The organism is Planococcus sp. ISL-109 (assembly GCF_018613655.1).
In the GTDB taxonomy this organism is placed as follows: domain Bacteria; phylum Bacillota; class Bacilli; order Bacillales_A; family Planococcaceae; genus Planococcus.
Map to the genome: position 1 here is coordinate 201,084 of NZ_JAGGPW010000004.1, position 25,045 is coordinate 226,128.

Here is a 25,045-nt window from a genome sequence, read left to right on the forward strand (position 1 = left end):
CAAAGAAGGTCAAATAATTTAAGGAGCGTGATTCGATTGGTCCAATCCCAAAATCCGAACGAAGAACAAAAGTCGCCTCTCGAACAATTCGGGCGCAATTTGGTGGAACAGGCGCAATCCGGCAAAATGGACCCTGTAATCGGGCGCGATCAGGAAATCCGCAATGTCATACGTATTCTTTCAAGAAAAACGAAAAACAATCCGGTGTTGATCGGGGAGCCTGGAGTCGGGAAAACAGCCATCGTTGAAGGGCTTGCACAGCGTATCGTCCGCAATGACGTACCGGAAGGGTTGAAAAACCGCGTCATCTACGAATTGGATATGAGCGCACTTATTGCAGGAGCTAAATATCGCGGGGAATTTGAAGAGCGGCTGAAAAGTGTCTTGAAGCAAGTCAAAGACAGCGAAGGTCAGATTATCCTATTCATCGATGAGATCCATACGATTGTCGGCGCCGGAAAAACAGAAGGTGCGATGGATGCAGGGAATATGCTTAAACCGATGCTTGCGCGCGGGGAGTTGTACTGCATTGGCGCGACCACTTTAGATGAATACCGCATGCATATCGAAAAAGATGCGGCACTCGAACGGCGTTTCCAGCAAGTAATGGTTCGTGAACCTTCTGTCGAAGATGCGGTGTCGATTCTCCGCGGATTGAAAGAACGCTACGAGCTCCACCACGGGGTGCGCATCCATGACAGGGCAATCGTTGCAGCAGCAACGATGTCAGATCGCTATATCACAGAACGATTTTTGCCTGATAAAGCGATCGACTTGATCGATGAAGCGTGTGCGATGATCCGCACAGAAATCGATTCGATGCCGCAAGAACTCGATGAAGTGACGCGGCGTCTCATGCAATTGGAAATCGAAGAGCAGGCGCTCAGAAAAGAAAAAGACGAAGCGAGCAAAACTCGCTTGGCGACACTGCGTGAAGAAATCCAGGAGCTGAAATCGTCTTCTGAAGGAATGCAGCAGCAGTGGAATGAAGAAAAGCAGTCACTGCAAAAGATCCAGCAAAAGCGTGAACAGTTGGATCAATACCGCCGCCAACTGGAAGATGCAGAAAACAAATATGATTTGAACACGGCAGCGATGCTGCAACACGGCAAAATTCCAGAGCTGGAAAAAGAACTGTCGGTGCTTGAACAGGAACTTGCCGGAGACGGCGGGGAGCGCTTATTGCGCGAGGAAGTGACAGAAGAAGAAATCGCTAGCATCGTCGCCCGTTGGACCGGTATTCCAGTGACCAAACTGGTCGAAGGCGAACGCGAAAAACTATTGCGTCTCGGCGATACACTGAAAGAGCGCGTAATTGGACAGGACCGCGCCGTCGAGCTTGTGACAGAAGCCGTATGGCGCGCACGTGCTGGCATTAAAGATGAACAAAAGCCGATCGGATCGTTTATCTTCCTCGGGCCGACTGGTGTCGGGAAAACGGAACTGGCAAAATCCTTGGCAGCGAACCTTTTCGACTCGGAGGATCATTTTATCCGCATCGACATGTCCGAATACATGGAGAAGCATAGCGTGTCGCGTCTCGTAGGTGCCCCTCCAGGCTATATCGGTTATGAGGAAGGCGGTCAGTTGACGGAAGCGGTAAGGCGAAATCCATATTCGGTCGTCCTGCTGGATGAAATCGAGAAGGCACATCCGGATGTTGCCAACATTCTCCTGCAGATTCTTGACGATGGCCGGATTACGGATAGCCAGGGCCGCCTCGTGAACTTCTCCAATACAGTCGTCATTATGACGTCGAATATCGGTTCACAGCATATCAGCGGCAATATTGATGATCATGACATGGAAGATATCGTCATGATGGAATTACGTAAACATTTCCGTCCGGAGCTTTTGAACCGGATTGACGATATCGTCATTTTCCACGCTTTGTCCAATGAACATTTTTACGGCATCGCCAAAAAGATGATTGGTGAACTCGCGAACCGGATGAAGAAGCAGCAAATTGCTTTGGAAGTCACGGATTCGGTCATCGACTATATCGTTGAAGCCGGAACCGATCCGGTCTTTGGTGCGCGGCCATTGAAACGTTTTATCCAGCGTGAAATTGAAACACGCATCGCAAAAGAATTGATCAAAGGGGACATCCCACCGGGTTCAAGTTTGACATTAACGATGGATGACCAGAAACAATTGCTCATCCAGACATAGGAAAAAGCCGCATTTTTAAAAATGCGGCTTTTTTTTGTAGTTCAACAGCGGACGTCCGGAATTATTGCGAAAAAAAGCGGAATCCTTTTATGGATTCCGCTTTTTTTATTAAAATTCCTTTGCTGCTTCTTTCGGGATGATCATATCAAGGACAAAGATCAGTACAGCGACTGCAACAGCAAAGTAAATGCCGATCATAAAGTCAAACGGTACGTTTTGAACGGCACTTACCACGTAATTCAATGTGGAAATAATAAGGACAGACCAGATAAGTGTTCCAATGTAATGCATCTGTTTTCACCTCTATATAAGAATATCTAGGTTTATCATAGCATATGCACGCTGCGACAGAAAGAAAGTTTCTCTTGAATCCTAATTTTTTGTCGGAAATATGTCGGTAACTTGAAATCCGTGAGAGAATATCGTATTATTAACACCAGGTACTAACAATTGATGTTAATCGAAATGAGGGACATATATGAATGCTGGAATCATTGGTACTGGCAGATGTTTGCCAGAAGAAAAATTGACGAATTTCGACCTCGAGCAGCGAATGGATACTTCAGATGAATGGATTCGCACCATGACAGGAATTGAAGAACGCCGGATGGCACATAGTGGCCAAGACACTTCCGACATGGCAAGAGTGGCTGCACAGCAGGCTATAAAGAATGCTGGCATCGATCCAACGGAAATTGGGTTGATTTTAGTGGCGACAGTTACCCCTGACCGCCCATTTCCATCAGTAGCTTGTGATATCCAGCAGCAAATAGGTGCTGTCAATGCGGCGGCGATGGATATTTCCGCAGCCTGTGCAGGGTTTATGTATGGCGTCATCACAGCAAAACAATTCATCGAATCGGATACGTACCGTTATGTCTTAGTAGTAGGCGTTGAGAAGTTATCGAAAATCACCAACTGGGAAGACCGTAATACGGCTGTCTTGTTCGGTGACGGGGCAGGTGCAGCTGTTATCGGGAAAGTTTCCGAAGGGCGCGGAATTTTGGCGTTTGAACTGGGCGCTGATGGCTCTGGCGGGGAACATTTGTATCAAGACAAGCATCTTATCATGAACGGGCGTGAGGTCTTTAAGTTTGCGGTTCGCCAAATGGGCGAATCAGCGCTAAATGTCATTGAAAAAGCAGGACTCAAAAAAGAGGATGTCGATTTCCTGATTCCTCACCAAGCGAATATTCGGATCATGGAAGCTGCACGGACCCGTTTGGATTTGCCGGTGGAGAAAATGTCGAAAACCATCCAAAAATACGGCAATACCTCTGCTGCTTCCATCCCAATCTCCCTTGTCGAGGATTTGGAAGAAGGCCGCATCAAAGACGATGATATTGTCGTCATGGTCGGATTCGGCGGCGGCCTGACTTGGGGCGCCATTGCTATGAAATGGGGGAAATAATCGGATATGCGAAAGGAAGAAAAAGAAATGCAAAATCGTCGTGTAGTCATTACTGGTATCGGTGCTGTGACACCGCTAGGGAATAGCATAGAAACAACGTGGGAAGCGGTCAAAGAAGGAAAGTCTGGCGTTGGTCCATTGACCCGCCTGGACGCAGACCAATATCCGGCAAAAGTGGCCGCAGAAATAAAAGACTTTTCGATTGAAGATTATATTGAGCGCAAAGAAGCGCGCAAGATGGACCGTTTTACGCATTATGCACTTGCTTCATCCATTATGGCGATGAAAGATGCAGAACTTGAATTGGACGATCAAACTGCTCTTCGGACTGGCGTTTGGATCGGTTCAGGAATCGGCGGAATGGAAACAATCGAAAACCAAATGGATGTTTTAAATTCCCGTGGGGTCCGCCGCATCAGTCCTTTCTTTGTCCCGATGATCATTCCGGATATGGCATCAGGCCAGGTGTCGATTCATTTTGGAGCAAAAGCGATCAACTCTTGTTCGGTAACTGCATGTGCTTCTGGCACCAACTCAATCGGCGATGCATTTAAAGTCATCCAACGAGGAGATGCCGATGTCATGATTTCTGGAGGAGCGGAGGCACCGATTACGCGCCTATCAGTTGCCGGCTTTACAGCCAATACTGCCTTGACAACCAATGCAGATACAGCGACGGCATCGCGTCCGTTCGATAAAAACCGCGATGGTTTTGTTATTGGCGAAGGTGCAGGCATTGTCATTCTGGAAGAATACGAACACGCAAAAGCACGCGGTGCGAAAATCTATGCAGAGCTTGTCGGATACGGATCCACAGGAGATGCCCACCATATAACGGCACCTGCTCCAGGCGGAGAAGGCGCAGCGCGTGCGATGAAACAGGCGATCGATGATGCAGGTATCCAAAACGAGGATATCGGCTATATCAATGCCCACGGCACCAGCACACCATATAATGATTTGTATGAAACGATGGCTGTAAAAACAGTCTTTGGGGATCATGCTTATAAACTAGGAATGAGCTCCACAAAATCAATGACAGGACATTTACTTGGTGCTGCTGGCGGAATTGAAGCGATATTCACTGCTTTGGCTTTAAAAGAAGGCATTATGCCACCGACTATGAACTATGAAACACCGGATGAGGAATGCGATTTGGACTATGTAGCGAATGAAGCACGGCCTGCAGACCTCTCTTATGCTATGAGCAACTCGCTCGGATTTGGTGGACATAACGCGTCACTCGTGCTGAAAAAAATCTAATTTATCGAAAAAGCTCCCGTCGCTGGGAGCTTTTTTTAATAGTCATTTAATATTTTAGTGAAAAATATGCAAAGCTTGTATAGTTGGTCGAAGTTTACAGCCACATGATTTTAGAGGGATTTAATAGTGAAAAAAATGGTAATCTTTGCTTGAAATACAAAAATTATATTGCGCCTGTAATCCTTTTGTAATATGCTTAAAATAAGAGGAAATTAACAGAAAAAAAAGAATTTTGAGGTGTTTTTCATGTCAGCTATGTTTGGTTCCAACGAGAATACACCGCTCTTGCGGGTCAAAAACCTTCAAACGGGATTCAAAATTGAAGGAGATTATTATAACGCAGTCGAGAGTGTGAGTTTTGATGTAAAGCGCAAGCAGATCGTCGGAGTTGTCGGCGAATCAGGATGCGGAAAAAGCGTCATGTCTTTATCCATCATGCAATTATTGCCAGAAGGTATCGGAAAAATCCGCGGCGGTGAAATCGAATTTGAAGGAGAGAACATTTCAAAACTCTCCGACAAACGGATGAACAGCATCCGCGGTAAAGATATTTCGATGATTTTCCAAGAACCGATGACGTCACTTAACCCCGTATTTACGATCGGGTATCAAATAGCAGAAGTAATATTAAACCATGAAAATTTGACGAAAAAAGAAGCGCGCCTCCGTTCAGTGTCATTGTTGAAGCAAGTGGGCATTCCGCGTGCTGAGCAAATCGTCACAGAATATCCCCACCAATTATCCGGGGGCATGCGCCAGCGCGTCATGATCGCCATGGCCATCGCTTGCCAGCCGAAACTTTTGATAGCGGATGAGCCGACGACTGCACTTGACGTAACGGTGCAAGCCCAAATTCTGGAGCTGTTGAAAGGTGTTCAGGAAGCAAATGATATGTCGATCATCTTGATCACTCACGATTTAGGGGTGGTAGCGGAAATCTGCGATGAAGTACTAGTTATGTATGCTGGGAAAATTATTGAGCGAGCGCCGGTGGAGGAATTGTTTGCTGCACCGAAGCATCCATACACGGAATTATTAATGAAAGCGATTCCAAAAATGGACGAAGAGGTCGAAAAGCTTGCGACAATCGAAGGCTTGGTACCTTCTGTGATCAACATGCCGCAAGTCGGATGCCGTTTTGCTAACCGATGCCCAAAGGCGATGCCGGAATGTATGACTGTCACACCACAGCTTGTTGATGTGGGACATGAACATGAAGCGGCTTGCCTCTTGTTTGATGAAAGTTGGCCGGCAGACAGAAAAAGAGATAAAGATAGAGATAGAGAAGGAGTCACCGCATTATGACAACACGAGATTTCATTCAAGACCGAATCGATCATCTGGACAATCGTGAAAACCTGCTGGAAATCCACAACTTGAAAAAATACTACCCGGTTACTGGAGGATTTTTCAAGCGGACAATCGGTAATGTCAAAGCTGTTGATGATATATCGTTTGCGCTTCGAAGAGGTGAGACATTCGGATTAGTCGGGGAGTCAGGCTGTGGAAAATCCACAGCTGGACGGACGATCTTACGATTGATGAAACCTACAGACGGCAAAATCATTTTTGAAGGGAAAGACATTACCCGGTTATCCGGAGCCAAATTGCAGCGCGCGCGCCGGGATTTCCAAATGGTGTTCCAAGATCCTTATGCATCTCTCAATCCGATGCAGATGGTCGGCGATATAATCGCTGAGCCGATCTTGAATTATGAAAAACGCAATAAACAAGAGCTCGAAGCTGAAATTAAAGCGCTCTTGAAACGAGTTGGTTTGCCTGAAGAGGCTTATTATAAGTACGCCCACGAATTCTCAGGGGGGCAAAGGCAGCGTGTAGGAATCGCCCGTGCACTGGCTTTGCACCCGAAGTTGATTGTAGCGGACGAACCAGTGTCCGCCCTTGATGTATCCGTGCAATCGCAAGTATTGAACTTGCTGAAAGAATTGCAAATCGAATTCGATCTAACATACCTCTTTATTGCCCACGATCTTAGCGTCGTCAAGCATATGAGTGATCGAATCGGAGTAATGTATTTGGGCAATCTCGTTGAGCTTGCTTCAAATAAAGATTTATACAAAGAACCGCTGCATCCCTACACACAAGCGCTCATTTCCGCGATACCGGAACCGAATCCGGCGAAGCGGAAAGAGCGAATTGTCTTGAAGGGCGATGTGCCGAGTCCACAAAATCCACCTACCGGCTGCCCGTTCCATACGCGCTGTCCGGTAGCAATGGAAGTCTGCTCACAAGAGAAACCAGCGTTAGCAGAAGTGCGTCCCGGCCATCAAGTTGCGTGCCATTTGTATTAATCAAAATAATGTTTAGGGGGAAAACAGATGAAGAAAAAATCCTTACTCTGGCTTTTCGCGCTAGTACTCATCTTGTCCGCGTTCCTTGCGGCATGTGGCGGCAGCGACGATACAACCAGTGATTCAGGCTCAGAAGGCGAAGGCTCTTCTGAAGAAGGCGAACCACAGCAAGGCGGTACACTTGTATACGGACTCGATGCTCCACCGGAAGGTCTATTCTCTTCTGCATTTTACGGCATCGCAACTGATTTTGAAGTCATCGATTTGTTCGATGAAGCTTTAATCAGCTATAACGAGAACTTGGAGCCGGAACCGAACGTCGCTTCTTGGGAAACTGAAGATAATAAAGTCTTCAACTTCACATTCGAAGAAGGCGTGAAATGGCACAACGGTGAAGAATTGACAGTTAATGACTGGGTTTTTGCACTTGAAACTCTTGCAGATCCAGACTACGACGGTCCCCGTTACACTAACGTTCAAACAGTTGAAGGAGCAGAAGCTTACCGTAGCGGTGATGCTGACTCTATCTCAGGTATCGAAGTCGTCAGCGACTACGAAATCACTATCACTTTCGACGAAGCACGCGTTAACAACTTAACTAACCTCTGGGCATATCCACTTCCAGAATCTGTACTTGGCGATGTGCCAGTAGCAGAAATGTCAGCTTCTGAATGGGTTCGTTCAACTCCAATCGGAATTGGGCCATTCAAAGTGGACAAAATCGTTCCTGGCGAATCTGTTGAATTCTCGAAATTCGACGAGTACTGGAATGGCGATGTAAACTTGGACAAAATCGTCTTGCGCGTTATCGATAACTCTTCTGTTGTCGGAGCTTTGCAAAACAGTGATATCGATATGATTTCCCTTCAGCCAGTATCTGGTCCTGAAGTAGAACCTCTTGAGAATGTTAAAATCGTTACTTACCCAGGATTGACTTACTACTATGTAGGATTCAAACTTGGTAAATTCGATAACGAATCTCAAACAATCTCAGAAGAACTGCCGAAGTACCAAAGCAAAGAATTGCGTCAGGCAATGATGTATGCACTAAACCGCCAGGAATGGGTGGATGCATTCTTCTTCGGTTATGCTGATGTAGTCAACAAGCCGGTTCCGACTTCTCACTGGAACTCAGCTGATGATAGCGAATTGACTCAATACGAATACGATCCAGAAAAAGCAATGCAGATGCTTGATGAAGCAGGATATGTTGATACAAACGATGACGGATTCCGTGAAGATCCAGATGGCGACGAATTCGTCGTTAAATTCTCTCACTATGCTACAGGCAACCCGACATTCGAATCCCGTGCTCAAGCAATTGCACAGTACTGGGAAGAAGTCGGCTTGAAAACAGATGTGGAAATGGTAGAAGTTAACCTTTACTACGATATGGTAGAAAAAGATGACGCTTCGATCGAAACATTCTTCGGCGGCTGGGGAACAGGCGTTGACCCGGATCCATCAGGTCTATGGAAATCTGACCAGCTTTGGAACTACCCACGTTACAACAACACTGAATCAGATCAATTGCTTGACGATGCCTTGGATATCGAAATCGTCGGCACTGATCAAGATAAGCGTACAGAATTGTATGTAGAGTGGCAGAAAATCCTAAACGAAGAACTTCCGATGCTTTACATCGCGGAACTTGAAGAAATTGTAGCTCTTAACAACCGTGTTGGCGGAGTTGAATATGACGTTTCTGGTCAAAACAGCCCTGCTGAGTGGTTCGTAACAGAATAATATCAGCAACAAACCTTCAACGATGGGCTAAAATTGCCCATCGTTGAATCTTTATATGAAGCTCTTATGCACGGTAAGGGCTGTTTACTTAAAACAATTCTTACCGTGCCGGAGAGCACAACCAAGAATTTATCAGACAAGGAGAGTACCTATGCTTAAATATTCGATTAGAAGATTGCTTGGAATGATTCCGATGTTGATCCTGATTTCCATCGTTGTCTTCAGTCTCGCTAAATTGATGCCGGGGGATTCCCTTAGTGGAGAAATCGATCCGCTGAACACCAACCCGGAATACATAGCAGAAATGCGTGAAAAGCTGGGTTATAATGATCCATTGCCGGTCCAGTATTTCAATTGGATCACTGGATTCGTGCAAGGGGATTTCGGTAAATCTACACGCTTCAAAATCCCAGTATTTGATCTTATTATGGAAAAAGTACCTAACACTTTATTATTAGGGGTTACCGCATTAGTCATCACCTATATTATGGCCTTTATGATGGGCATGTATTCAGGTAGGCGGCCTTACACATTGGGCGATAATGCCATTGCTGGATTTAACTACATCATGCTCGCGATTCCGTCTTTCGTCGCTGCCGTTTTCGCTATCTATATTTTCGCCTTCCAGTTAAATTGGTTTCCGTTTGCCGGATCTGTCGATATTCTGGTAGAGCGGGGAAGTTTCGAGTATTATGTGAGTCGCATGCATCATGTGCTCTTGCCGGCATTGGTGCTCGGCGCGATGAGTACAGCCAGCTATACGCAGTTTTTGCGCAATGACATCATCGAAAATTCCCGTAAGGACTTTGTCCGCACTGCACGCGCAAAAGGGACACCCATCAAAAAAATCTACAATGTCCACATTTTGCGCAATTCGATCATTCCATTGGTTACATTCCTCGGATTTGACTTTGCCGCTTTGATCGGCGGAGCCATCATTACAGAAACGATCTTCACTTATCCGGGCATCGGTCAGCTGTTCTTGGAATCCGTAACGAGCCGAGATTATCCAACCTTGATGGCACTGACAATGCTGTTATCGTTTCTGACATTACTTGGTAACTTGTTGGCAGATATTCTATATGGCGTCGTGGATCCACGAATTCGCCTGGATTGAGGAGGAAGCAGTAAATGGCATCATCAACAACCATCACTCAACAAAAAAAGCCGGAAAGAAGCTTGTCTCCCTGGCAAATTGCACGCAAGAAGTATTTAAGAAATAAAATGGCTATGATTAGCACATTCTTTATTATACTCGTTACTTTAATGTCTTTTTCGGCACCATTTATCGCGCATTTGTTGTCGCCTCTGCCGGATGTATCGAAAGTGAACATCGGAGCGATGAGTATCGAGCCGAACAGTGATCATCTGCTAGGTACGGATAAAAGTGGTCGTGACGTACTGACCCGATTGTTCTATGGCGGCCGCATTTCTTTATTGGTAGGTTTTAGCGCAACGGTATTGGTCATCACTTTTGGAACACTCGTAGGTGCGCTTGCCGGATTTTTCGGCGGATTTATCGACAGCATCCTGATGCGCTTTACGGATTTTGTCCTGAATTTTCCATTCCTCGTTTTCGTAATTGTATTGAATACAATCCTTTTCGGCATTGTGGATGGATTATGGGTATTGATTATGGTCATCGGTGCACTTAGCTGGGGTGGGGTAGCCCGCTTGGTGCGAAGTAAGGTTTTGGCCGAAAAGGAAAATGAATACATTATGGCTGCCTTATCGATCGGCTGTTCACCGTTTAAAGTCATCACCAAACACCTGTTGCCGAATGTAGTTTCCACAATCATCGTTCAAGGAACTTTGATTTTTGCTACGATGATCGTCATCGAATCTGCGCTCAGCTATTTAGGATTCGGCGTTCCACAAGCTACACCAAGTTGGGGCAATATGCTGTCATCCGCAAATGAACCGGATGTTTTACAAGGCAAACCATGGATTTGGATGCCGCCAGCAATTATCATCACGTTGACGATTTTATCGATCAACTTTATCGGGGAAGGCTTGAAAGATGCTTTGAACCCGAAATCGCTGCGCTAGTATTCATGAAAACAAAAAGATGGGCCAGAAGAAAATCTTCTGGCCCATCTTTTTTATTTGGGTTTCTTCATCGTTTCCGTTTGCGGCCAAGGCCCATTGCGTTCTCCATCTTTTTCAATGTTTTATTGGCGATGAAATTCGCTTTTTCTGCGCCTTCGTCAAGAATCGTGTCGAGTTCATCTGAGTCGATCAGCTTATAATAGCGTTCCTGGATCGGTGCCAAGTGCTCGGTAATTGCCACAACCACACCCGCTTTGAATTCGCCATAGCCTGATCCTTCATATTTAGCGACCAGTTCATCGATGGAAGCGCCAGTCAGTGCTGCTTCAATAGACAACAGGTTCGAAACACCAGGTTTGTTCTCCGGATCGTAACGCACAATCCCTTCCGAATCAGTGACGGCGCTCTTCACTTTCTTTTCGATCGTTTTCAAATCATCGAGCAGTGTGATAATTGATTTCTTGTTCGTATCGGATTTACTCATCTTCTTGGCCGGATCCTGTAAGGACATGACACGTGCCCCGTGCTTCGGTATCCGGATGGCTGGGATCGTAAAGATATCGTTGTATTTCCTATTGAATCGTTCAGCCAAGTCGCGCGTCAGTTCAATGTGCTGTTTTTGGTCGTCGCCGACAGGCACTATATCTGTTTGATATAGCAGTATGTCTGCGGCCATGAGCGGTGGATAGGTCAGGAGGCCCGCAGAAATCGAAGCCACTTTTGAAGATTTGTCTTTGAACTGCGTCATGCGTTCGAGTTCGCCGATGGTCGCTACGCATTGCAGCATCCATCCGGCTTGTGCGTGAGCGGGGACTTCAGACTGGATGAACAATGTCGCTTTTTCCGGATCGATGCCGGCCGCAAGATAAAGCGCGGCAAGTGATTTGATGTTCTTTCTTAATTCCAATCGGTCCTGTGGCATGGTGATGGCGTGTTGATCGACAATGCAAAAGATGCAGTCATAGTCATGTTGCAACTCTGTAAACTGCTTGAATGCGCCAATGTAATTGCCGAGCGTCAAGGTTCCTGTAGGCTGGACTCCTGAAAATATCTTCTTCATTGAAACTCCTCCTTCGAATGGGTAATGCGGAATACACGTTTGAAAACAAAAAAACACATCACCCGTCCCTGAAACAAAAGGGACGAATGATGTGCGGTTCCGCGGTACCACCCTGGTTGCCGCAATTGCGGCCTCTTTATTCCGTAACGTGGAAAAGACGAAAGCGGCTACTTTTTTCACCCCTCCAGCTCGAAAGTCCATTCAATACAGCCTTCTGCTTGTTTACACCAGCCACAAGCTCTCTTATATTATAGAAGGAACTGCATTTACTAATCTTTGTCAGCGCTCATTTCTTATTGAATTCATTATAATACAAAAAAGAATCGGCCTGCAATAGACAACTTACAATTGGTAAATCAGCAGTGAAATGACCATGAGGATGAGCGTAAATGCACCCACTACCAAAAAAGGTGAACTTGAGAATGCAAGTGTTTCTGAAGGCAAACGCATATCATCTTCTTCGAGGGTGGACTTACCCTTGAATACTTTGCGCATGCTCATGGTGAAGATGTCGAAAACTCCAGTCCGGACGACAAAGACCCAGGCGCCGAAGAATACAAGAATTCCCCCGTAGATAAAGGAGTTGTTGATGTAAGACAGTAAAGAAAACGGATCGCTCCGAAGCAGCATCGTCAATAAAATAATTGATTGAATGATGGCGACCCCAATGATGTTTTTTTTCATTTCAGCACCTCTATTCGTTCTAATTGTAGAAGAAATAACAAAAAAAATCAAAATTTTATTCCTACTTCAATTGAGAAGAAAACGCTTACATGACGCGCTTTTCAGCTTATTTAGCCGACTTAATAAAGCAAAAAATGTAAAATATGCAAATAAAAACGCTGTACATCAAAAAAATATTTATGTATAATAAATCTTGTACCAATTTTTCAGAAAATTCAAGGGGGGCAACATTAGTGAAAAACAGCAAGATTTTATGGCTATTTGGTCTAGTTTTGGTACTTAGTGCTTTCTTGGCTGCCTGTGGCGGCGGAGATGACACAGATACGGGAACTGAAACTACAGAAACAGAAGGCACAGAAGGCAACGGCGGAGAGCCGGATTCTGTACAAGAGCTTAACTTGATCCAAAGTGCGGAAATTCCAACAATGGATGTTTCTATGGCTGAGGATGCTGTAGCATTCGAAATCCTTAACAACGTAAACGAAGGTTTGTTCCGTTTAAACGAAGAAAACATTGCTGAACCAGCACTTGCTGAAGGCGAGCCGGAAGTTAGCGAAGACGGACTTACTTATACATTCAAATTACGCGATGCTAACTGGTCGGACGGTACACCGATCACAGCTAACGATTTCGTATTTGCATGGCAGCGTGCGATTGACCCAGACACTGGTTCACCTTACGGACCATATATGATGGCTGGCACGATCAAAAACGCTACTGAAGTTTCTGAAGGGTCCATGGAAGTTTCAGAACTCGGAATCACTGCTGAAGATGACAACACTCTTGTTGTAGAACTTGAGCGCCCGACTCCTTACTTCATGTCTTTGATGGCTTTCGGTACGTTCTATCCTTTAAATGAGGAATTCGTAACTGAGCAAGGCGGAGACTATGCTTCAAACTCTGAAACAATCCTATACAACGGTCCGTTTACTCTAACAAACTGGGATGGCACTGGCCTGACTTGGACAATGGAGAAAAACGCTGAGTACTGGGATGCTGAAACTGTTCAACTTGACGCAGTCAATGTTGACGTAGTTAAAGAAACATCAACTGCTGTAAACCTTTACCAATCTGGTGAAAAAGATCGCGTTGGTCTTTCTGGCGAATTCGCTTTGCAATACGCTGAAGATCCAGAAGTTCTACGCGAGCAAGAGCCTGTATTATTCTACTTGAAGTTCAACCAAGAACGTGACGGCGAAGAAACTGCAATGGCTAATGAAAACATCCGTAAAGCGCTTGCTACTGGCTTCAACAAGCAATCCCTTGTAGATGTTGTTCTTGCTAACGGTTCCCTTCCGGCAAACTATTTGGTTCCAACTGAGTTTGCTTTCAACGAAGCAGGCGAAGACTTCCGTGAGATCAACGGAGATATGCTTGGATTCAATGCTGACGAAGCGAAAACTTACTGGGAGCAAGGCCTAGAGGAAATCGGCGAAACAGAAGTGACACTTGAACTTCTGGGTGGCGATACTGAGCTTGCTGGTAAAATGGACGCTTACTTGAAAGATCAGCTCGAAACAAACCTTGAAGGTTTGACAGTCAACTTGAAAGCTGTACCATTTGGTGTACGCTTAGAGCTTGATGAAGCACAGGATTACGACATCCAAAACTCTGGATGGGGCCCTGACTTCCAGGATCCGATGACATTCCTAGACCTATTCGTAACTGGCAGCTCACATAACTTGATGTCTTACTCTAATGAAGAGTTTGATACATTGATCGAGCAAGCTAAAGGCGAATTGGCACAGGATGCTGAAGGACGCTGGGAAGCAATGGCTCAAGCTGAAAAACTCTTAATCGAAGAAGACGCTGCTATCGCACCGATCTATCAGCGCGGTATCATGTCCCTTCAAAAGCCGTATGTTAACAACATTGTTAAACATCCATTCGGTGGAGATTACAGCTACAAATGGGCTTATATTTCCGGTAAGGAATAAGAATTCCCAACTGAATGTACTTTAGGAAAACATAATAGAAAGAGAGTATATCAAAGGATTGATATACTCTCTTTTCTAATGTAAATAAATTCACTGAAAATTAACAGTATTATGCTTATTCAGTAAAAAAGCTTATTTTCAGCAAGTCTATGCAATAAAGTGATTTTATTTTGGAGGTGCACCATGGCACGCTATATAGGAAAAAGACTCATCTACATGTTCATCACGTTAGCGCTTATTGCCACGTTTACATTTTTCTTGATGAAAGTATTACCAGGTTCCCCAATTGCTTCCGCAGATAAATTATCTCCTGAACAACGGGCAGTCGTAGAAGCACGGTACGGACTGGACCAACCCCTTCCTGTTCAATACTTCAATTACATGTTTGGTTTGCTTCAAGGTGATTTGGGTATTTCCATTAACCAATTCAAAGGCGCAGACGTAACGGATGTTATTTTAAGTCGCATGGGGCCGTCAGCTCAGATCGGATTCCAAGGTATGGTTCTCGGAACGTTCCTAGGAATACTGTTCGGAATGGTGGCAGCGCTCAGGCAAAACACATGGGTGGATTATACGAGTACCATAGTAGCGATTATCGGGATATCCATTCCGTCATTTGTTTTTGCATCCTTGCTTCAATACTGGTTCGGTTTAAAGTGGGATCTGTTCCCAGTGGCGCTTTGGAAAGATGGATTCATGTCGAGCGTATTGCCATCGATTGCTTTGGCGATGTTCCCGCTTGCAACAGCAGCCCGGTTTATCCGTACGGAAATGATTGAAGTTCTTGGTTCGGATTACATCACTCTGGCGAAAGCTAAAGGCGCGAGCGGTTCTGAAATCGCTTTCAAGCATGCATTTCGAAATGCACTGATTCCGTTGGTTACTGTTCTTGGGCCAATGGCAGTCAGTATCTTGACAGGTTCTCTTGTAGTCGAGCAAATTTTCGCGATTCCTGGAATCGGTGAGCAATTCGTTAAATCCATAATGGTCAACGATTTCTCTATTATTATGGGTACGACGATGTTCTTCTCTGTATTTTTGATTGCAATTATTTTAATAGTAGATATTTTGTATGGCGTCATCGATCCTCGTATTCGTCTTTCAGGAGGTAAGAATTAATGACACAGAATTATGAAAATCTTCCAAAAGATTCTTTTGAACGCATCGCCAGAGATACAGTTCAAGCAGAAAAGATTTCTAAACCGAGTGTCAGCTTTTGGCAGGACGCTTGGCGCAGTCTAAAGAAAAATAAAGGGGCTATCGTCAGTTTGGTCCTATTCGGCTTTATCGTCATCATGGCGCTAATCGGTCCGATCCTCAGCCCTTATGAACCGAATGCACAAACCATAACACATGCGAACTTACCACCGAAAATTCCCGTCGTGGAAAATCTGGGTATCTTTAATGGTGAAGGAAAACTGGGGGGCAAGACCGTCGACTTGTATGAAATGAAGAATGTCGACCAGTATTATTGGTTCGGCACAGATGGCCTTGGCCGTGATATGTTTGCGCGTGTCTGGAAAGGTACACAAGTATCCTTATTCATCGCTTTCGTAGCAGCAGCGATCGACATGGTAATCGGTGTCATCTACGGCGGAATTTCGGGATACTTCGGCGGGCGCATTGATGATGTCATGCAGCGTATCGTCGAGATTTTAACAGGTATTCCAAACTTGGTCGTCGTTATCCTCTTCATCCTCATTATGGATCCCGGGATACTCGCGATCATCATCGCCCTGACGATAACCGGCTGGACCGGAATGTCGCGGGTTGTCCGTGGACAAGTTCTTAAGTACAAAAATCAGGAATTCGTGTTGGCAGCGCGCACACTTGGTGCGAGCGATAGCCGCATCATCTGGAAACATTTGATGCCGAACGTTCTTGGCGTCATTATCATCAATACGATGTTTACGATTCCAGGCGCTATTTTCTTCGAAGCATTCTTGAGTTTTATCGGTCTTGGCCTGCAAGCTCCTGATGCTTCTCTCGGGACATTGATCAATGACGGCTATAAACTGATTCAGTACCAGCCGCACATTTTGCTGTTCCCAGCAGTTGTCCTGAGTTTGATCATGATTGCATTTAACTTGATTGGTGATGGCTTGCGTGATGCGCTTGATCCGAAGATGAAAGATTAAGGAGGAAAGCCTTAGATGGAAAAGATACTTCAAGTAAAAGACCTCGAACTTTCTTTCCACACATTTGGTGGTGAAGTGAAGGCGATTCGTGGCGTTAACTTTGATTTATATAAAGGAGAAACTCTGGCAATTGTAGGGGAATCCGGTTCCGGAAAGTCAGTGACAACCAAGTCGATTATGCGCTTGTTGCCGGAAGCGACTTCTGAATTCAAAAGCGGCGAAATTCTGTTTGGCGGCCGCGATTTGACGAAGCTTAGCGATAAAGCAATGCAGAAAATCCGAGGAAAAGACATTTCAATGATTTTCCAGGATCCAATGACTTCGCTAAATCCGACGATGCCAGTCGGCCGTCAAATTACAGAGCCGATACTAAAGCACCAAAAAGTCAGCAAAGACGAAGCGAAAAAAGTAGCAATCGATTTGCTGCGTCTCGTCGGAATGCCGAAACCCGAATTGCGCATGAAGCAATACCCGCACCAATTCTCAGGTGGCCAGCGTCAGCGGATCGTTATTGCGATTGCATTAGCCTGCAATCCGCAAATTTTGATTGCCGATGAGCCGACGACAGCACTGGATGTAACAATCCAAGCGCAAATTCTGGAATTGATGAAAGATTTGCAGAAAAAAATCGATACATCGATCATTTTCATCACCCACGACCTTGGTGTGGTGGCGAACGTAGCAGATCGTGTAGCCGTTATGTATGGCGGGAAGATCGTCGAAATCGGTACCGTCGATGAGATTTTCTACAACCCGCAGCATCCGTATACATGGGGCCTTCTAAGCTCTATGCCTTCGATGGATGCAGAAGATGCAAAGCTTTACGCGATTCCAGGTACGCCTCCGGATCTTCTCGATCCGCCAAAAGGTGATGCCTTTGCTCTCCGCAGCGAATACGCGATGAAGATCGATATGGAACAGCCGCCTCCGTTCTTCAAAGTCAGCGATACACATATGGCAGCAACATGGCTTCTCCATCCGGATGCTCCGGAAGTCGAGCCGCCGGTAATGGTCATTGAACGGATGAAGAAGTTCCCAGGCAGCCGTTACTATGAAGGGGGCGCAAACTGATGGCTGAAAAATTGCTTGAAATCCATAACCTGAAACAGCATTTTAATGTCGGAAAAGCGAATGAAGTCAAAGCGGTGGACGGCATTTCCTTTGATATATACAAAGGGGAAACTTTAGGCCTCGTCGGGGAGTCGGGCTGTGGAAAATCTACAACAGGACGCTCAATCATCCGGTTATACGATGCGACGGACGGGAAAGTTCTCTATGAAGGAGAAAGCGTCCACGGCAAAAAGTCCAAAAAAGAATTGAAAAAGTTCAACCGTAAAATGCAGATGATTTTCCAAGATCCTTATGCATCTTTAAACCAACGTATGAAAGTCATGGATATCATCGCAGAAGGCATTGATATCCACGGGTTGGCGAAAAATTCCACGGAGCGCAAGAAGATGGTTTATGATCTGTTGGAAACGGTAGGATTGAACAAAGAACACGCCAACCGTTATCCGCATGAGTTCTCAGGCGGCCAGCGCCAGCGTCTAGGGATCGCTCGTGCTCTTGCAGTCGATCCTGACTTTATCATTGCCGATGAACCGATCTCTGCACTCGACGTATCGATTCAAGCGCAGGTCGTGAATTTGCTGAAAGAATTGCAGGAAGAAAAAGGCTTGACGTATTTGTTCATCGCGCATGATTTGTCGATGGTAAAATACATTTCAGACCGTATCGGCGTTATGTACTTCGGAAAGCTGGTGGAACTTGCTTCGGCAGATGAATTATACGAAAACCCGCTGCATCCTTATACGCAATCGTTGCTCTCGGCAATTCCGCTTCCAGATCCAAACTACGAGCGGAACCGGATACGCAAAGCCTACGATCCAGCAGTCCATAACTACACAGAAACTGACGACGTGAAAATGCGTGAAATTACACCGAACCATTTTGTTCAATGCTCTGATAAAGAGTTTGCTGAACTGCAAGAGCGAATGGCCACTAAACAATAATGCAAATCCATAGATTTGGAACAAGCGCACGTTGCCAATAGGCTGCGTGCGCTTGTTCCATTTTTTTGTAAAAAAGTTCGATTGAGTTAAACAAAAAAATCGGGATTTCTCTTTATTTACTAGTTTAGTCTGTCAAAAGTTTCGTAAAATGGTAGACTGTAGAAAAGTGGTAAAGGTGTGTGAAGCTCAATGAAATCCATAAAATGGCTTGCTGCAACTGTGTTGCTCTTAGGAGTTGGCAGCACTGCACAAGCAGCTGAAATGTCTGCAGAGGACTTTTCTACCCGTACATATGAAATAGCCGCAATTGATTCGGGCATACTCGGAACTTCCGACCGTTTTCAGTTCGACTCCGGCTTGAATTTTGAATACCCGGATGCAGTTCGTGGAATCTTCGTCACCGGAAATTCAGCAGGAGGGGAACGTTTTCCTTCGCTTGTAAGCCTGGTTGACTCAACAGAGTTGAACGCTATGGTCATTGACATAAAAGAAGATATGGGGCATTTAACTTATGTACCGGATAATGATTCTCCTCTAGCTGAATATGGCATCGGTGAAGCGTTGATTAAAGATCCCCGCGCGATGCTGGGGCAGCTGGAAGAAAAACAAATCTATCCGATTGCACGCGTCGTCGTCTTTAAAGACACTATTCTCGCAGAAGAGCGGCCAGATTTATCGTTTACAAGTGGGGACGTAGTATGGAAAAATCGCCGCGGCGAAGCTTTCGTGAATCCGTTCCTCAAGGAAGTTTGGGACTATAATATCGAAATCGCTATTGAAGCCGCAAAGCTCGGATTCAAGGAAATCCAGTTTGATTATGTCCGTTTTCCTGAAGGATTTGAACGTCTTGGAGAAGAGTTGGACTATTCCATGGGCGATTATGCTGAATCGGATTTGGATACTGTGCAGCGCAGAGTAGAGGCAGTGACAGATTTTGTTGCTTATGCACGTGAAAAGCTGCAGCCTTATGATGTGGATGTTTCCGTTGATATTTTCGGCTACGCTGCTACCTTGCCGGAAGCACCAGGAATCGGACAGAACTTTTCGGAAATCTCAAAGAATGTTGATGTGATTTCATCGATGATTTACCCTAGCCACTGGACTTCATATTTCGGCATTGCAAAACCCGATCTGGAGCCGTATAATTTAGTGGCACAATATGCCAAAGTTGAAAATGAAGTTCTCGGCCAGCTCGAAAACGCACCTGTGTCGCGTCCGTGGCTGCAAGATTTCACCGCTAGTTATTTAGGGGCGGGCAACTACATGCGCTACGGAAAAGCAGAAGTGGAAGCACAAATCCTTGCTTTGAACGATGAAGGCATCGATGAGTTCCTTTTATGGAATGCAGGAAATCGTTATTCGCCAGGTGTCGATTATACTCCGCAGCAATAAACAAACAGCCTTATGCCACAATTACCGGCATGGGGCTGTTTTTTAATGAGAAAGATTCGAATGGTTGTTGAAACCTTTTGAGTGATAAAACGTACTATATATAGAAGCATTAGTTTCAGATGTTTAATGTAACTGAGAATATTTTTTTCTTAATGACGTTTAATTGATAACAGAAGCGGGTAAATTTCTATTGTATAACTTTAACAGTCTTGCAATAAGTATAGCGAGAATGTGACGGAATCAATGTTTTTTTCGTTTTTTTGCGAACAACTATATAAACCTGAAACTTAATGTTGTATAATGTTTGTAGAGCTTCTAAACAATAGTGATTCTTATTTAAGAATAGATTCCCATTAGCATCTATGAATCCGAAAGGAAGTGCTCCATTATGATGGTTACATTATTCACTTCTCCAAGCTGTACGTCTTGCCGTAAGGCCAAAGCGTGGCTGGAAGAACACGATATTCCATATACAGAACGCAATATCTTTTCTGAACCTTTGACTATTAGTGAAATCAAAGAAATTCTTCGTATGACTGAGGACGGAACGGACGAAATCATTTCGACACGTTCGAAAATCTTCCAAAAACTGAATGTAGATGTGGAGAGCTTGCCATTGCAACGCCTCTATGAATTAATCCAAGAGCATCCGGGCTTACTTAGACGCCCGATCATCATGGATGAAAAACGCCTGCAAGTCGGCTATAACGAAGATGAGATCCGCCGTTTCCTGCCACGTAAAGTGCGCGCGTATCAATTGCTGGAAGCTCAGCGCATGGTCAACTGAGAATAACTAGAAAATAGCTGTCCGGACTTTATGGCTTGTCATAAGGGATCTATGGGCGGCTTTTCTTTATCTCGCTTTACCAGACAATCAGCTCTCACTTCTTTTAAGCGGGAGATTTGTTGTCCTTAGAAGCTCGTTTGAAGATTCTCTTTATCTTGTTTAGTTGCAAAAGTCTGTCGATTAGAATAAACTCGAAGGTAATTATCTTCTATATCGCTGTAGGCATAAAAATGTTTTTCTACCTACAGGAAAGGTATAATGAAGACAGTAAAAAATCACGGCTTTTGAGGGGTTTCCTCTTAGTCCAATCCGAAAAGGAGAGGTGTAAAATGGAAATAGAACGCATTAACGATAACACAGTGAAGTTTTACATTTCCTATCTCGATGTCGAAGAGCGAGGGTTTAGCCGTGACGAAATATGGTTTAACAGAGACAAAAGCGAAGAGCTTTTCTGGGAAATGATGGATGAGGTCAATGAAGAAGCCGATTTCGTTATGGAAGGACCATTGTGGATCCAAGTCCAGGCTATGGACAAAGGGCTTGAAGTCACCGTCACACGTGCACAATTAACAAAAGATGGGCAAAAACTTGATTTGCCGGATGACATAGAAGAACGCCGCAAAATGTTTGCGGGAGAAGAAGTAGAGTCACAGGAATTTGACGAGTTCGAACCGGTTTACGATGACACCGATAAGAAAAAGCTTGAATACTCGTTTATCCTCTCTGAAGTGGAAGAACTGCTGCCGATTGCTAAAAGGCTTATGTATGTTCCACTAGACACAGCACTCTACCATTTCGAAGGAAAATACTTCTTGCACATTGCGTTTGATGAAATCTTGCATTCTGAAAAAGACATGAAAGATCAATTGAGTGTCATTACGGAATACTTGCAACAATCCCCGGTGACGATTCATCGTCTTGAAGAATACGGCAAGCCAATCTTTAAAGAAGACGCTTTAGCGAACGTGCTGCATTATTTCGGCTAAAAAACCTCCTAACTAGAGGTTTTTTTTATTGCGTAAATTTGCTGTCAATCGTAGACTGAAAAAAAGGAGAGTGATTCATATATTGACAGCCCTTCACAAACAAGCTTTATTCGTGTTACAGGAGCATCACACACGCGCACAACTGCTCCAGATGCGCAGTACCAGCCAGTTTTATTGTCCGTGTTGTAAAGCCCCAGTCATCCTCAAAGTCGGCACCTCCAAAATTCCGCATTTTGCACACCTCCAGCAATTTTCGTGTACGCCTGGCAGTGAACCTGAAACTTTGCTTCACTTGCTCGGAAAATCCCGCTTGTATTCGTTTCTCCAACAGCAAAAGCTTTCAGTCGATTTAGAGCATTACCTCCCGGAAATCAAGCAACGTCCTGACCTGTTGGTGTTAAACAACGCTTTGGAGTTTCAGTGCAGCGCGCTGACTTCCGAACAAGTAATAAGACGCAGCGAAGGCTACCGTTCCACCCAACTGGAACCTAGTTGGATTCGTGGAACAGAAACCATTCCACTTGCGGGACCGGGTATTTTTCAAATCCGGCCGTTCGAGCAAGAGATGTTCTTTGGCGCTGCCGACAAGCCATATCTGCTATCTTTCCACCCCGAACAATCCCTCTTTATCTATTTCTCCAACTTATTTTACCTTCAAGGAAACCGGTGGGTTGGAAAGGCTTCTGTTCTTAAAATGGAGCACCAAGTCTACCCATTTGCCGTCCCCAAGCGACTGAAAAAAGAAGAGTACAGAGTTATGGCGGCGCTGTTTCGGACGGAGAAAAACAAGTTTATCCGTTCTCAGCTCTATGCGAGAAATCGGATGCGCAACGCGTTTTGGCGATTGAGCTATGAATTGCAGCTAGATAAACAGACGGTGCCGGAAATTTTCGGGCTGCCTTTATTAGGAGGGCATTTGATCGCGGAGCATGCCCTGATTTGGCAAATGAAAGCGGCGGTGATGATCAAAGAAGGGAATTCTGTTGAAGCATTGGTTGAAAAAGGTATGGTCAAGCTTTCGGCACAACATGAGCGGGAGAAAGTTTTTCGCTTGTTATGTCTTTATGAAACTATCTATAAAGAAGGAATTGGGGCATCGGCTATAGAAGTGGTGGATATTTCCTACCAGGCGCTTGCAAAAACGTGAGAAAATTGAGAAAATAAGGTGTAATTCGTTTCCCGAAACAAAGGGATAAAGGAGGCAGTCGGATGACAGAGAAATTATTGACGAGAGATCAAGTGCCTGCAGAATTGACATGGCGCTTGGAAGATATTTTTGCAACAGATGCACAGTGGGAAGAAGAGTTTGTTGCCGTTTCAAAACTGGCTGAAAAAGCAGGCCAGTATGAGGGTACGTTAACGAATGGAGCAAACGCTTTGTTTGAAGCACTCAGCTACAAAGATGCCCTAACTGAACGTTTGCGCAGGCTTTATACATATGCCCATATGCGCTATGACCAAGATACGACAAACTCCACTTATCAGGCGATGGACAGCCGCATCAAATCGCTTTTTGCAAAAACTGCAGCAGGCTTATCGTTTTTGACGCCTGAAATTCTATCGCTTGAGGAGTCGGAATTGAATGGCTACGTCGCCGAGCATGATGGCTTAAAGCTTTATAAGCATGCACTCGAAGAACTCAACACGATGCGCCCTCATGTGCTCAAAGCCGAACAGGAAGCGCTGCTTGCGCAATTATCCGAGGTGGTCGGTGCTTCTTCTGAAACATTCGGCATGCTCAACAACGCCGATTTGGAATTTCCTGAAATCGAAAACGAAGATGGCGAAAAAGTGCAGATTACACATGGCAATTACATCCGTTTTATGGAGAGCAAAGACCGTCGTGTGCGGGAAGCTGCGTTTAAAGCGGTTTATGCCACTTATGGCAAGTTCCGCAATACTTTTGCGTCGACTTTGTCCGGCAATGTAAAGCGCGATAACGTCCATGCGAAAATCCGCAATTACTCATCGGCACGCGAAGCTGCACTGTCGGATGATCACATTCCGGAAGCGGTATACGATCAATTGGTCGAAACTGTCAACAACAATCTGCACTTGTTGCACCGCTACATTGCACTGCGCAAAGAAGTGCTCGGCGTAGACAAGGTCCATATGTATGATATGTACACACCGCTCGTCCAGGAAGTGAAAATGGAGATCCCGTACGATCAGGCAACCGGCATGATGGTAGACGGCTTGCATGCGCTAGGGGAAGAATATGTCGGCATCGTTAAATCTGGCATCGATAACCGCTGGGTCGATGTGAAAGAAAACAAAGGCAAACGCAGCGGCGCTTATTCTTCAGGTGCATACGGAACAAACCCATACATTTTGATGAACTGGCAGGATAATGTAGACAATCTCTTTACCTTGGCACATGAGTTCGGCCATAGTGTCCACAGTTATTACACGCGCCAAAATCAGCCATACGTCTACGGCGATTATTCGATCTTTGTTGCTGAAGTGGCATCTACGACGAATGAAGCGCTTTTGAATGAGCATCTGGTCCAAACGACAGAAGATGAGCAGGAACGCATCTACTTGCTGAACCACTGGCTAGATGGATTCCGCGGAACGGTTTTCCGCCAGACGATGTTTGCTGAGTTTGAGCATAAAATCCATCAAATGGACCAGGACGGGGAAGCACTGACGGCTGACCGTTTGACGGAAGTGTACTATGCACTGAACAAGAAGTATTTCGGGGAAGATACGGCGATAGATGAGGAAGTCGGCTTGGAATGGGCACGGATTCCGCATTTCTACTATAATTACTATGTATTCCAGTACGCGACCGGCTTCAGTGCAGCGACTGCGCTGAGCAAGAAAATCCTTGAATACGGCGAGCCGGCTGTAGAACGCTATATCAATGAATTCCTGAAAGCGGGAAGCTCCGATTATCCGATCGAAGTGCTGAAAAAAGCCGGCGTTGATATGACGTCTTCACAGCCTGTCGAAGAAGCATGCAAAGTGTTCGAACAAAAGCTTGAAGAACTGGAAGCTTTGCTGTTGAAAAAATAATTTAACCTTTGAACTTTACTTGAGCCTTCTGTGGATCCGTTCCACAGAAGGTTGTTTATATTATTGCGAAATGCTCGA

21 protein-coding genes and 1 other annotated feature are annotated in these 25,045 nt (G+C 45.1%); of the genes, 18 read left to right on the plus strand and 3 right to left on the minus strand.

The genetic code is table 11. The annotated features are described in order from the left end of the window. The first annotated feature begins 36 nt into the window (after positions 1-36). Complete coding sequence (locus J7E21_RS02790; RefSeq protein ID WP_215104517.1) at positions 37-2,172, plus strand: ATP-dependent Clp protease ATP-binding subunit; 2,136 nt, start codon at positions 37-39, stop codon at positions 2,170-2,172. Between the two features lie 108 nt (positions 2,173-2,280). Here the strand turns inward: J7E21_RS02790 and J7E21_RS02795 are convergent, their stop codons facing one another. Then, positions 2,281-2,463, minus strand: coding sequence for a DUF2929 family protein (locus J7E21_RS02795; protein ID WP_215104518.1), 183 nt, complete (start codon positions 2,461-2,463; stop codon positions 2,281-2,283). Positions 2,464-2,650: 187 nt separating this feature from the next. On the opposite strand from J7E21_RS02795, the gene J7E21_RS02800 reads away from it, so the two are divergent. From J7E21_RS02800 to opp4C, 7 genes are all read left to right on the plus strand, one after another. Further along, positions 2,651-3,583 (plus strand): beta-ketoacyl-ACP synthase III, encoded by a 933-nt coding sequence (locus tag J7E21_RS02800; protein ID WP_215104519.1) that lies wholly within the window; start codon positions 2,651-2,653, stop codon positions 3,581-3,583. Between the two features lie 27 nt (positions 3,584-3,610). Continuing rightward, positions 3,611-4,846: a beta-ketoacyl-ACP synthase II gene (gene fabF, locus J7E21_RS02805; RefSeq protein ID WP_215104520.1), complete on the plus strand. Its 1,236-nt coding sequence runs from the start codon at positions 3,611-3,613 to the stop codon at positions 4,844-4,846. A 246-nt stretch (positions 4,847-5,092) separates the two neighbouring features. Beyond that, positions 5,093-6,151, plus strand: coding sequence for an ABC transporter ATP-binding protein (locus J7E21_RS02810; RefSeq protein WP_215104522.1), 1,059 nt, complete (start codon positions 5,093-5,095; stop codon positions 6,149-6,151). Beyond that, positions 6,148-7,158, plus strand: coding sequence for an ABC transporter ATP-binding protein (locus tag J7E21_RS02815; RefSeq protein ID WP_215104524.1), 1,011 nt, complete (start codon positions 6,148-6,150; stop codon positions 7,156-7,158). Before J7E21_RS02810 ends, J7E21_RS02815 begins: the two co-directional genes overlap by 4 nt. A gap of 27 nt (positions 7,159-7,185) precedes the next feature. Continuing rightward, positions 7,186-8,904, plus strand: a complete 1,719-nt coding sequence (opp4A, locus tag J7E21_RS02820) for an oligopeptide ABC transporter substrate-binding protein (protein ID WP_215104526.1) — start codon at positions 7,186-7,188, stop codon at positions 8,902-8,904. Positions 8,905-9,055: 151 nt separating this feature from the next. Next, entirely contained in the window at positions 9,056-10,021 is a 966-nt protein-coding gene (gene opp4B / locus J7E21_RS02825; protein ID WP_215104527.1) for an oligopeptide ABC transporter permease, read from the plus strand. A 14-nt stretch (positions 10,022-10,035) separates the two neighbouring features. Beyond that, positions 10,036-10,953, plus strand: a complete 918-nt coding sequence (opp4C, locus tag J7E21_RS02830) for an oligopeptide ABC transporter permease (protein WP_215104529.1) — start codon at positions 10,036-10,038, stop codon at positions 10,951-10,953. A 67-nt stretch (positions 10,954-11,020) separates the two neighbouring features. Here the strand turns inward: opp4C and trpS are convergent, their stop codons facing one another. Further along, positions 11,021-12,013, minus strand: a complete 993-nt coding sequence (gene trpS / locus J7E21_RS02835) for a tryptophan--tRNA ligase (protein ID WP_215104531.1) — start codon at positions 12,011-12,013, stop codon at positions 11,021-11,023. Positions 12,014-12,088: 75 nt separating this feature from the next. Further along, positions 12,089-12,305 (minus strand) — a binding site (T-box leader). 50 nt (positions 12,306-12,355) lie between these two features. Then, on the minus strand, positions 12,356-12,697 hold the full coding sequence (locus J7E21_RS02840) for a DUF3899 domain-containing protein (RefSeq protein ID WP_215104533.1): 342 nt from the start codon (positions 12,695-12,697) through the stop codon (positions 12,356-12,358). Positions 12,698-12,930: 233 nt separating this feature from the next. On the opposite strand from J7E21_RS02840, the gene J7E21_RS02845 reads away from it, so the two are divergent. The 10 genes from J7E21_RS02845 to pepF all read left to right on the plus strand — a co-directional run bounded on the left by J7E21_RS02845 (position 12,931) and on the right by pepF (position 24,967). Next, entirely contained in the window at positions 12,931-14,634 is a 1,704-nt protein-coding gene (locus J7E21_RS02845; protein ID WP_215104535.1) for a peptide ABC transporter substrate-binding protein, read from the plus strand. Between the two features lie 183 nt (positions 14,635-14,817). After that, positions 14,818-15,753, plus strand: coding sequence for an oligopeptide ABC transporter permease (opp3b, locus tag J7E21_RS02850; protein WP_215104537.1), 936 nt, complete (start codon positions 14,818-14,820; stop codon positions 15,751-15,753). Then, on the plus strand, positions 15,753-16,772 hold the full coding sequence (gene opp3C, locus J7E21_RS02855; RefSeq protein ID WP_215104539.1) for an oligopeptide ABC transporter permease: 1,020 nt from the start codon (positions 15,753-15,755) through the stop codon (positions 16,770-16,772). Before opp3b ends, opp3C begins: the two co-directional genes overlap by 1 nt. A gap of 15 nt (positions 16,773-16,787) precedes the next feature. After that, positions 16,788-17,843 carry an ABC transporter ATP-binding protein gene (locus tag J7E21_RS02860; RefSeq protein WP_215104542.1) on the plus strand — a complete coding sequence of 352 codons (1,056 nt, stop codon included), beginning with the start codon at positions 16,788-16,790 and terminating at the stop codon, positions 17,841-17,843. Beyond that, the gene (locus J7E21_RS02865; RefSeq protein WP_215104544.1) at positions 17,843-18,784 is read left to right on the plus strand and encodes an ABC transporter ATP-binding protein; all 942 of its coding nucleotides are present in this window, start codon (positions 17,843-17,845) and stop codon (positions 18,782-18,784) included. The genes J7E21_RS02860 and J7E21_RS02865 overlap by 1 nt, the downstream gene beginning before the upstream one ends. A gap of 189 nt (positions 18,785-18,973) precedes the next feature. Continuing rightward, on the plus strand, positions 18,974-20,176 hold the full coding sequence (locus J7E21_RS02870; RefSeq protein ID WP_215104545.1) for a putative glycoside hydrolase: 1,203 nt from the start codon (positions 18,974-18,976) through the stop codon (positions 20,174-20,176). 391 nt (positions 20,177-20,567) lie between these two features. Then, on the plus strand, positions 20,568-20,963 hold the full coding sequence (gene spxA / locus J7E21_RS02875) for a transcriptional regulator SpxA (RefSeq protein WP_008429739.1): 396 nt from the start codon (positions 20,568-20,570) through the stop codon (positions 20,961-20,963). A gap of 329 nt (positions 20,964-21,292) precedes the next feature. After that, complete coding sequence (gene mecA, locus J7E21_RS02880) at positions 21,293-21,949, plus strand: adaptor protein MecA (protein WP_215104548.1); 657 nt, start codon at positions 21,293-21,295, stop codon at positions 21,947-21,949. Between the two features lie 112 nt (positions 21,950-22,061). Continuing rightward, positions 22,062-23,096 (plus strand): competence protein CoiA, encoded by a 1,035-nt coding sequence (locus J7E21_RS02885; protein ID WP_483313483.1) that lies wholly within the window; start codon positions 22,062-22,064, stop codon positions 23,094-23,096. Between the two features lie 62 nt (positions 23,097-23,158). Next, on the plus strand, positions 23,159-24,967 hold the full coding sequence (gene pepF, locus J7E21_RS02890; protein WP_215104551.1) for an oligoendopeptidase F: 1,809 nt from the start codon (positions 23,159-23,161) through the stop codon (positions 24,965-24,967). Positions 24,968-25,045: the final 78 nt, after the last annotated feature.

What these genes read in the sequence shown, in the direction of transcription:
- J7E21_RS02860 (WP_215104542.1), top strand. Translation starts at nt 16,788, where the DNA reads ATGGAAAAGATACTTCAAGTAAAAGACCTCGAACTTTCTTTCCACACA.
- J7E21_RS02800 (WP_215104519.1), top strand. Translation starts at nt 2,651, where the DNA reads ATGAATGCTGGAATCATTGGTACTGGCAGATGTTTGCCAGAAGAAAAA.
- opp3b (WP_215104537.1), top strand. Translation starts at nt 14,818, where the DNA reads ATGGCACGCTATATAGGAAAAAGACTCATCTACATGTTCATCACGTTA.
- J7E21_RS02870 (WP_215104545.1), top strand. Translation starts at nt 18,974, where the DNA reads ATGAAATCCATAAAATGGCTTGCTGCAACTGTGTTGCTCTTAGGAGTT.
- J7E21_RS02795 (WP_215104518.1), bottom strand. Translation starts at nt 2,463, where the DNA reads ATGCATTACATTGGAACACTTATCTGGTCTGTCCTTATTATTTCCACA.
- opp3C (WP_215104539.1), top strand. Translation starts at nt 15,753, where the DNA reads ATGACACAGAATTATGAAAATCTTCCAAAAGATTCTTTTGAACGCATC.
- pepF (WP_215104551.1), top strand. Translation starts at nt 23,159, where the DNA reads ATGACAGAGAAATTATTGACGAGAGATCAAGTGCCTGCAGAATTGACA.
- fabF (WP_215104520.1), top strand. Translation starts at nt 3,611, where the DNA reads ATGCAAAATCGTCGTGTAGTCATTACTGGTATCGGTGCTGTGACACCG.
- spxA (WP_008429739.1), top strand. Translation starts at nt 20,568, where the DNA reads ATGGTTACATTATTCACTTCTCCAAGCTGTACGTCTTGCCGTAAGGCC.
- mecA (WP_215104548.1), top strand. Translation starts at nt 21,293, where the DNA reads ATGGAAATAGAACGCATTAACGATAACACAGTGAAGTTTTACATTTCC.
- J7E21_RS02810 (WP_215104522.1), top strand. Translation starts at nt 5,093, where the DNA reads ATGTCAGCTATGTTTGGTTCCAACGAGAATACACCGCTCTTGCGGGTC.
- J7E21_RS02815 (WP_215104524.1), top strand. Translation starts at nt 6,148, where the DNA reads ATGACAACACGAGATTTCATTCAAGACCGAATCGATCATCTGGACAAT.
- trpS (WP_215104531.1), bottom strand. Translation starts at nt 12,013, where the DNA reads ATGAAGAAGATATTTTCAGGAGTCCAGCCTACAGGAACCTTGACGCTC.
- J7E21_RS02865 (WP_215104544.1), top strand. Translation starts at nt 17,843, where the DNA reads ATGGCTGAAAAATTGCTTGAAATCCATAACCTGAAACAGCATTTTAAT.
- J7E21_RS02840 (WP_215104533.1), bottom strand. Translation starts at nt 12,697, where the DNA reads ATGAAAAAAAACATCATTGGGGTCGCCATCATTCAATCAATTATTTTA.
- opp4B (WP_215104527.1), top strand. Translation starts at nt 9,056, where the DNA reads ATGCTTAAATATTCGATTAGAAGATTGCTTGGAATGATTCCGATGTTG.
- opp4C (WP_215104529.1), top strand. Translation starts at nt 10,036, where the DNA reads ATGGCATCATCAACAACCATCACTCAACAAAAAAAGCCGGAAAGAAGC.
- opp4A (WP_215104526.1), top strand. Translation starts at nt 7,186, where the DNA reads ATGAAGAAAAAATCCTTACTCTGGCTTTTCGCGCTAGTACTCATCTTG.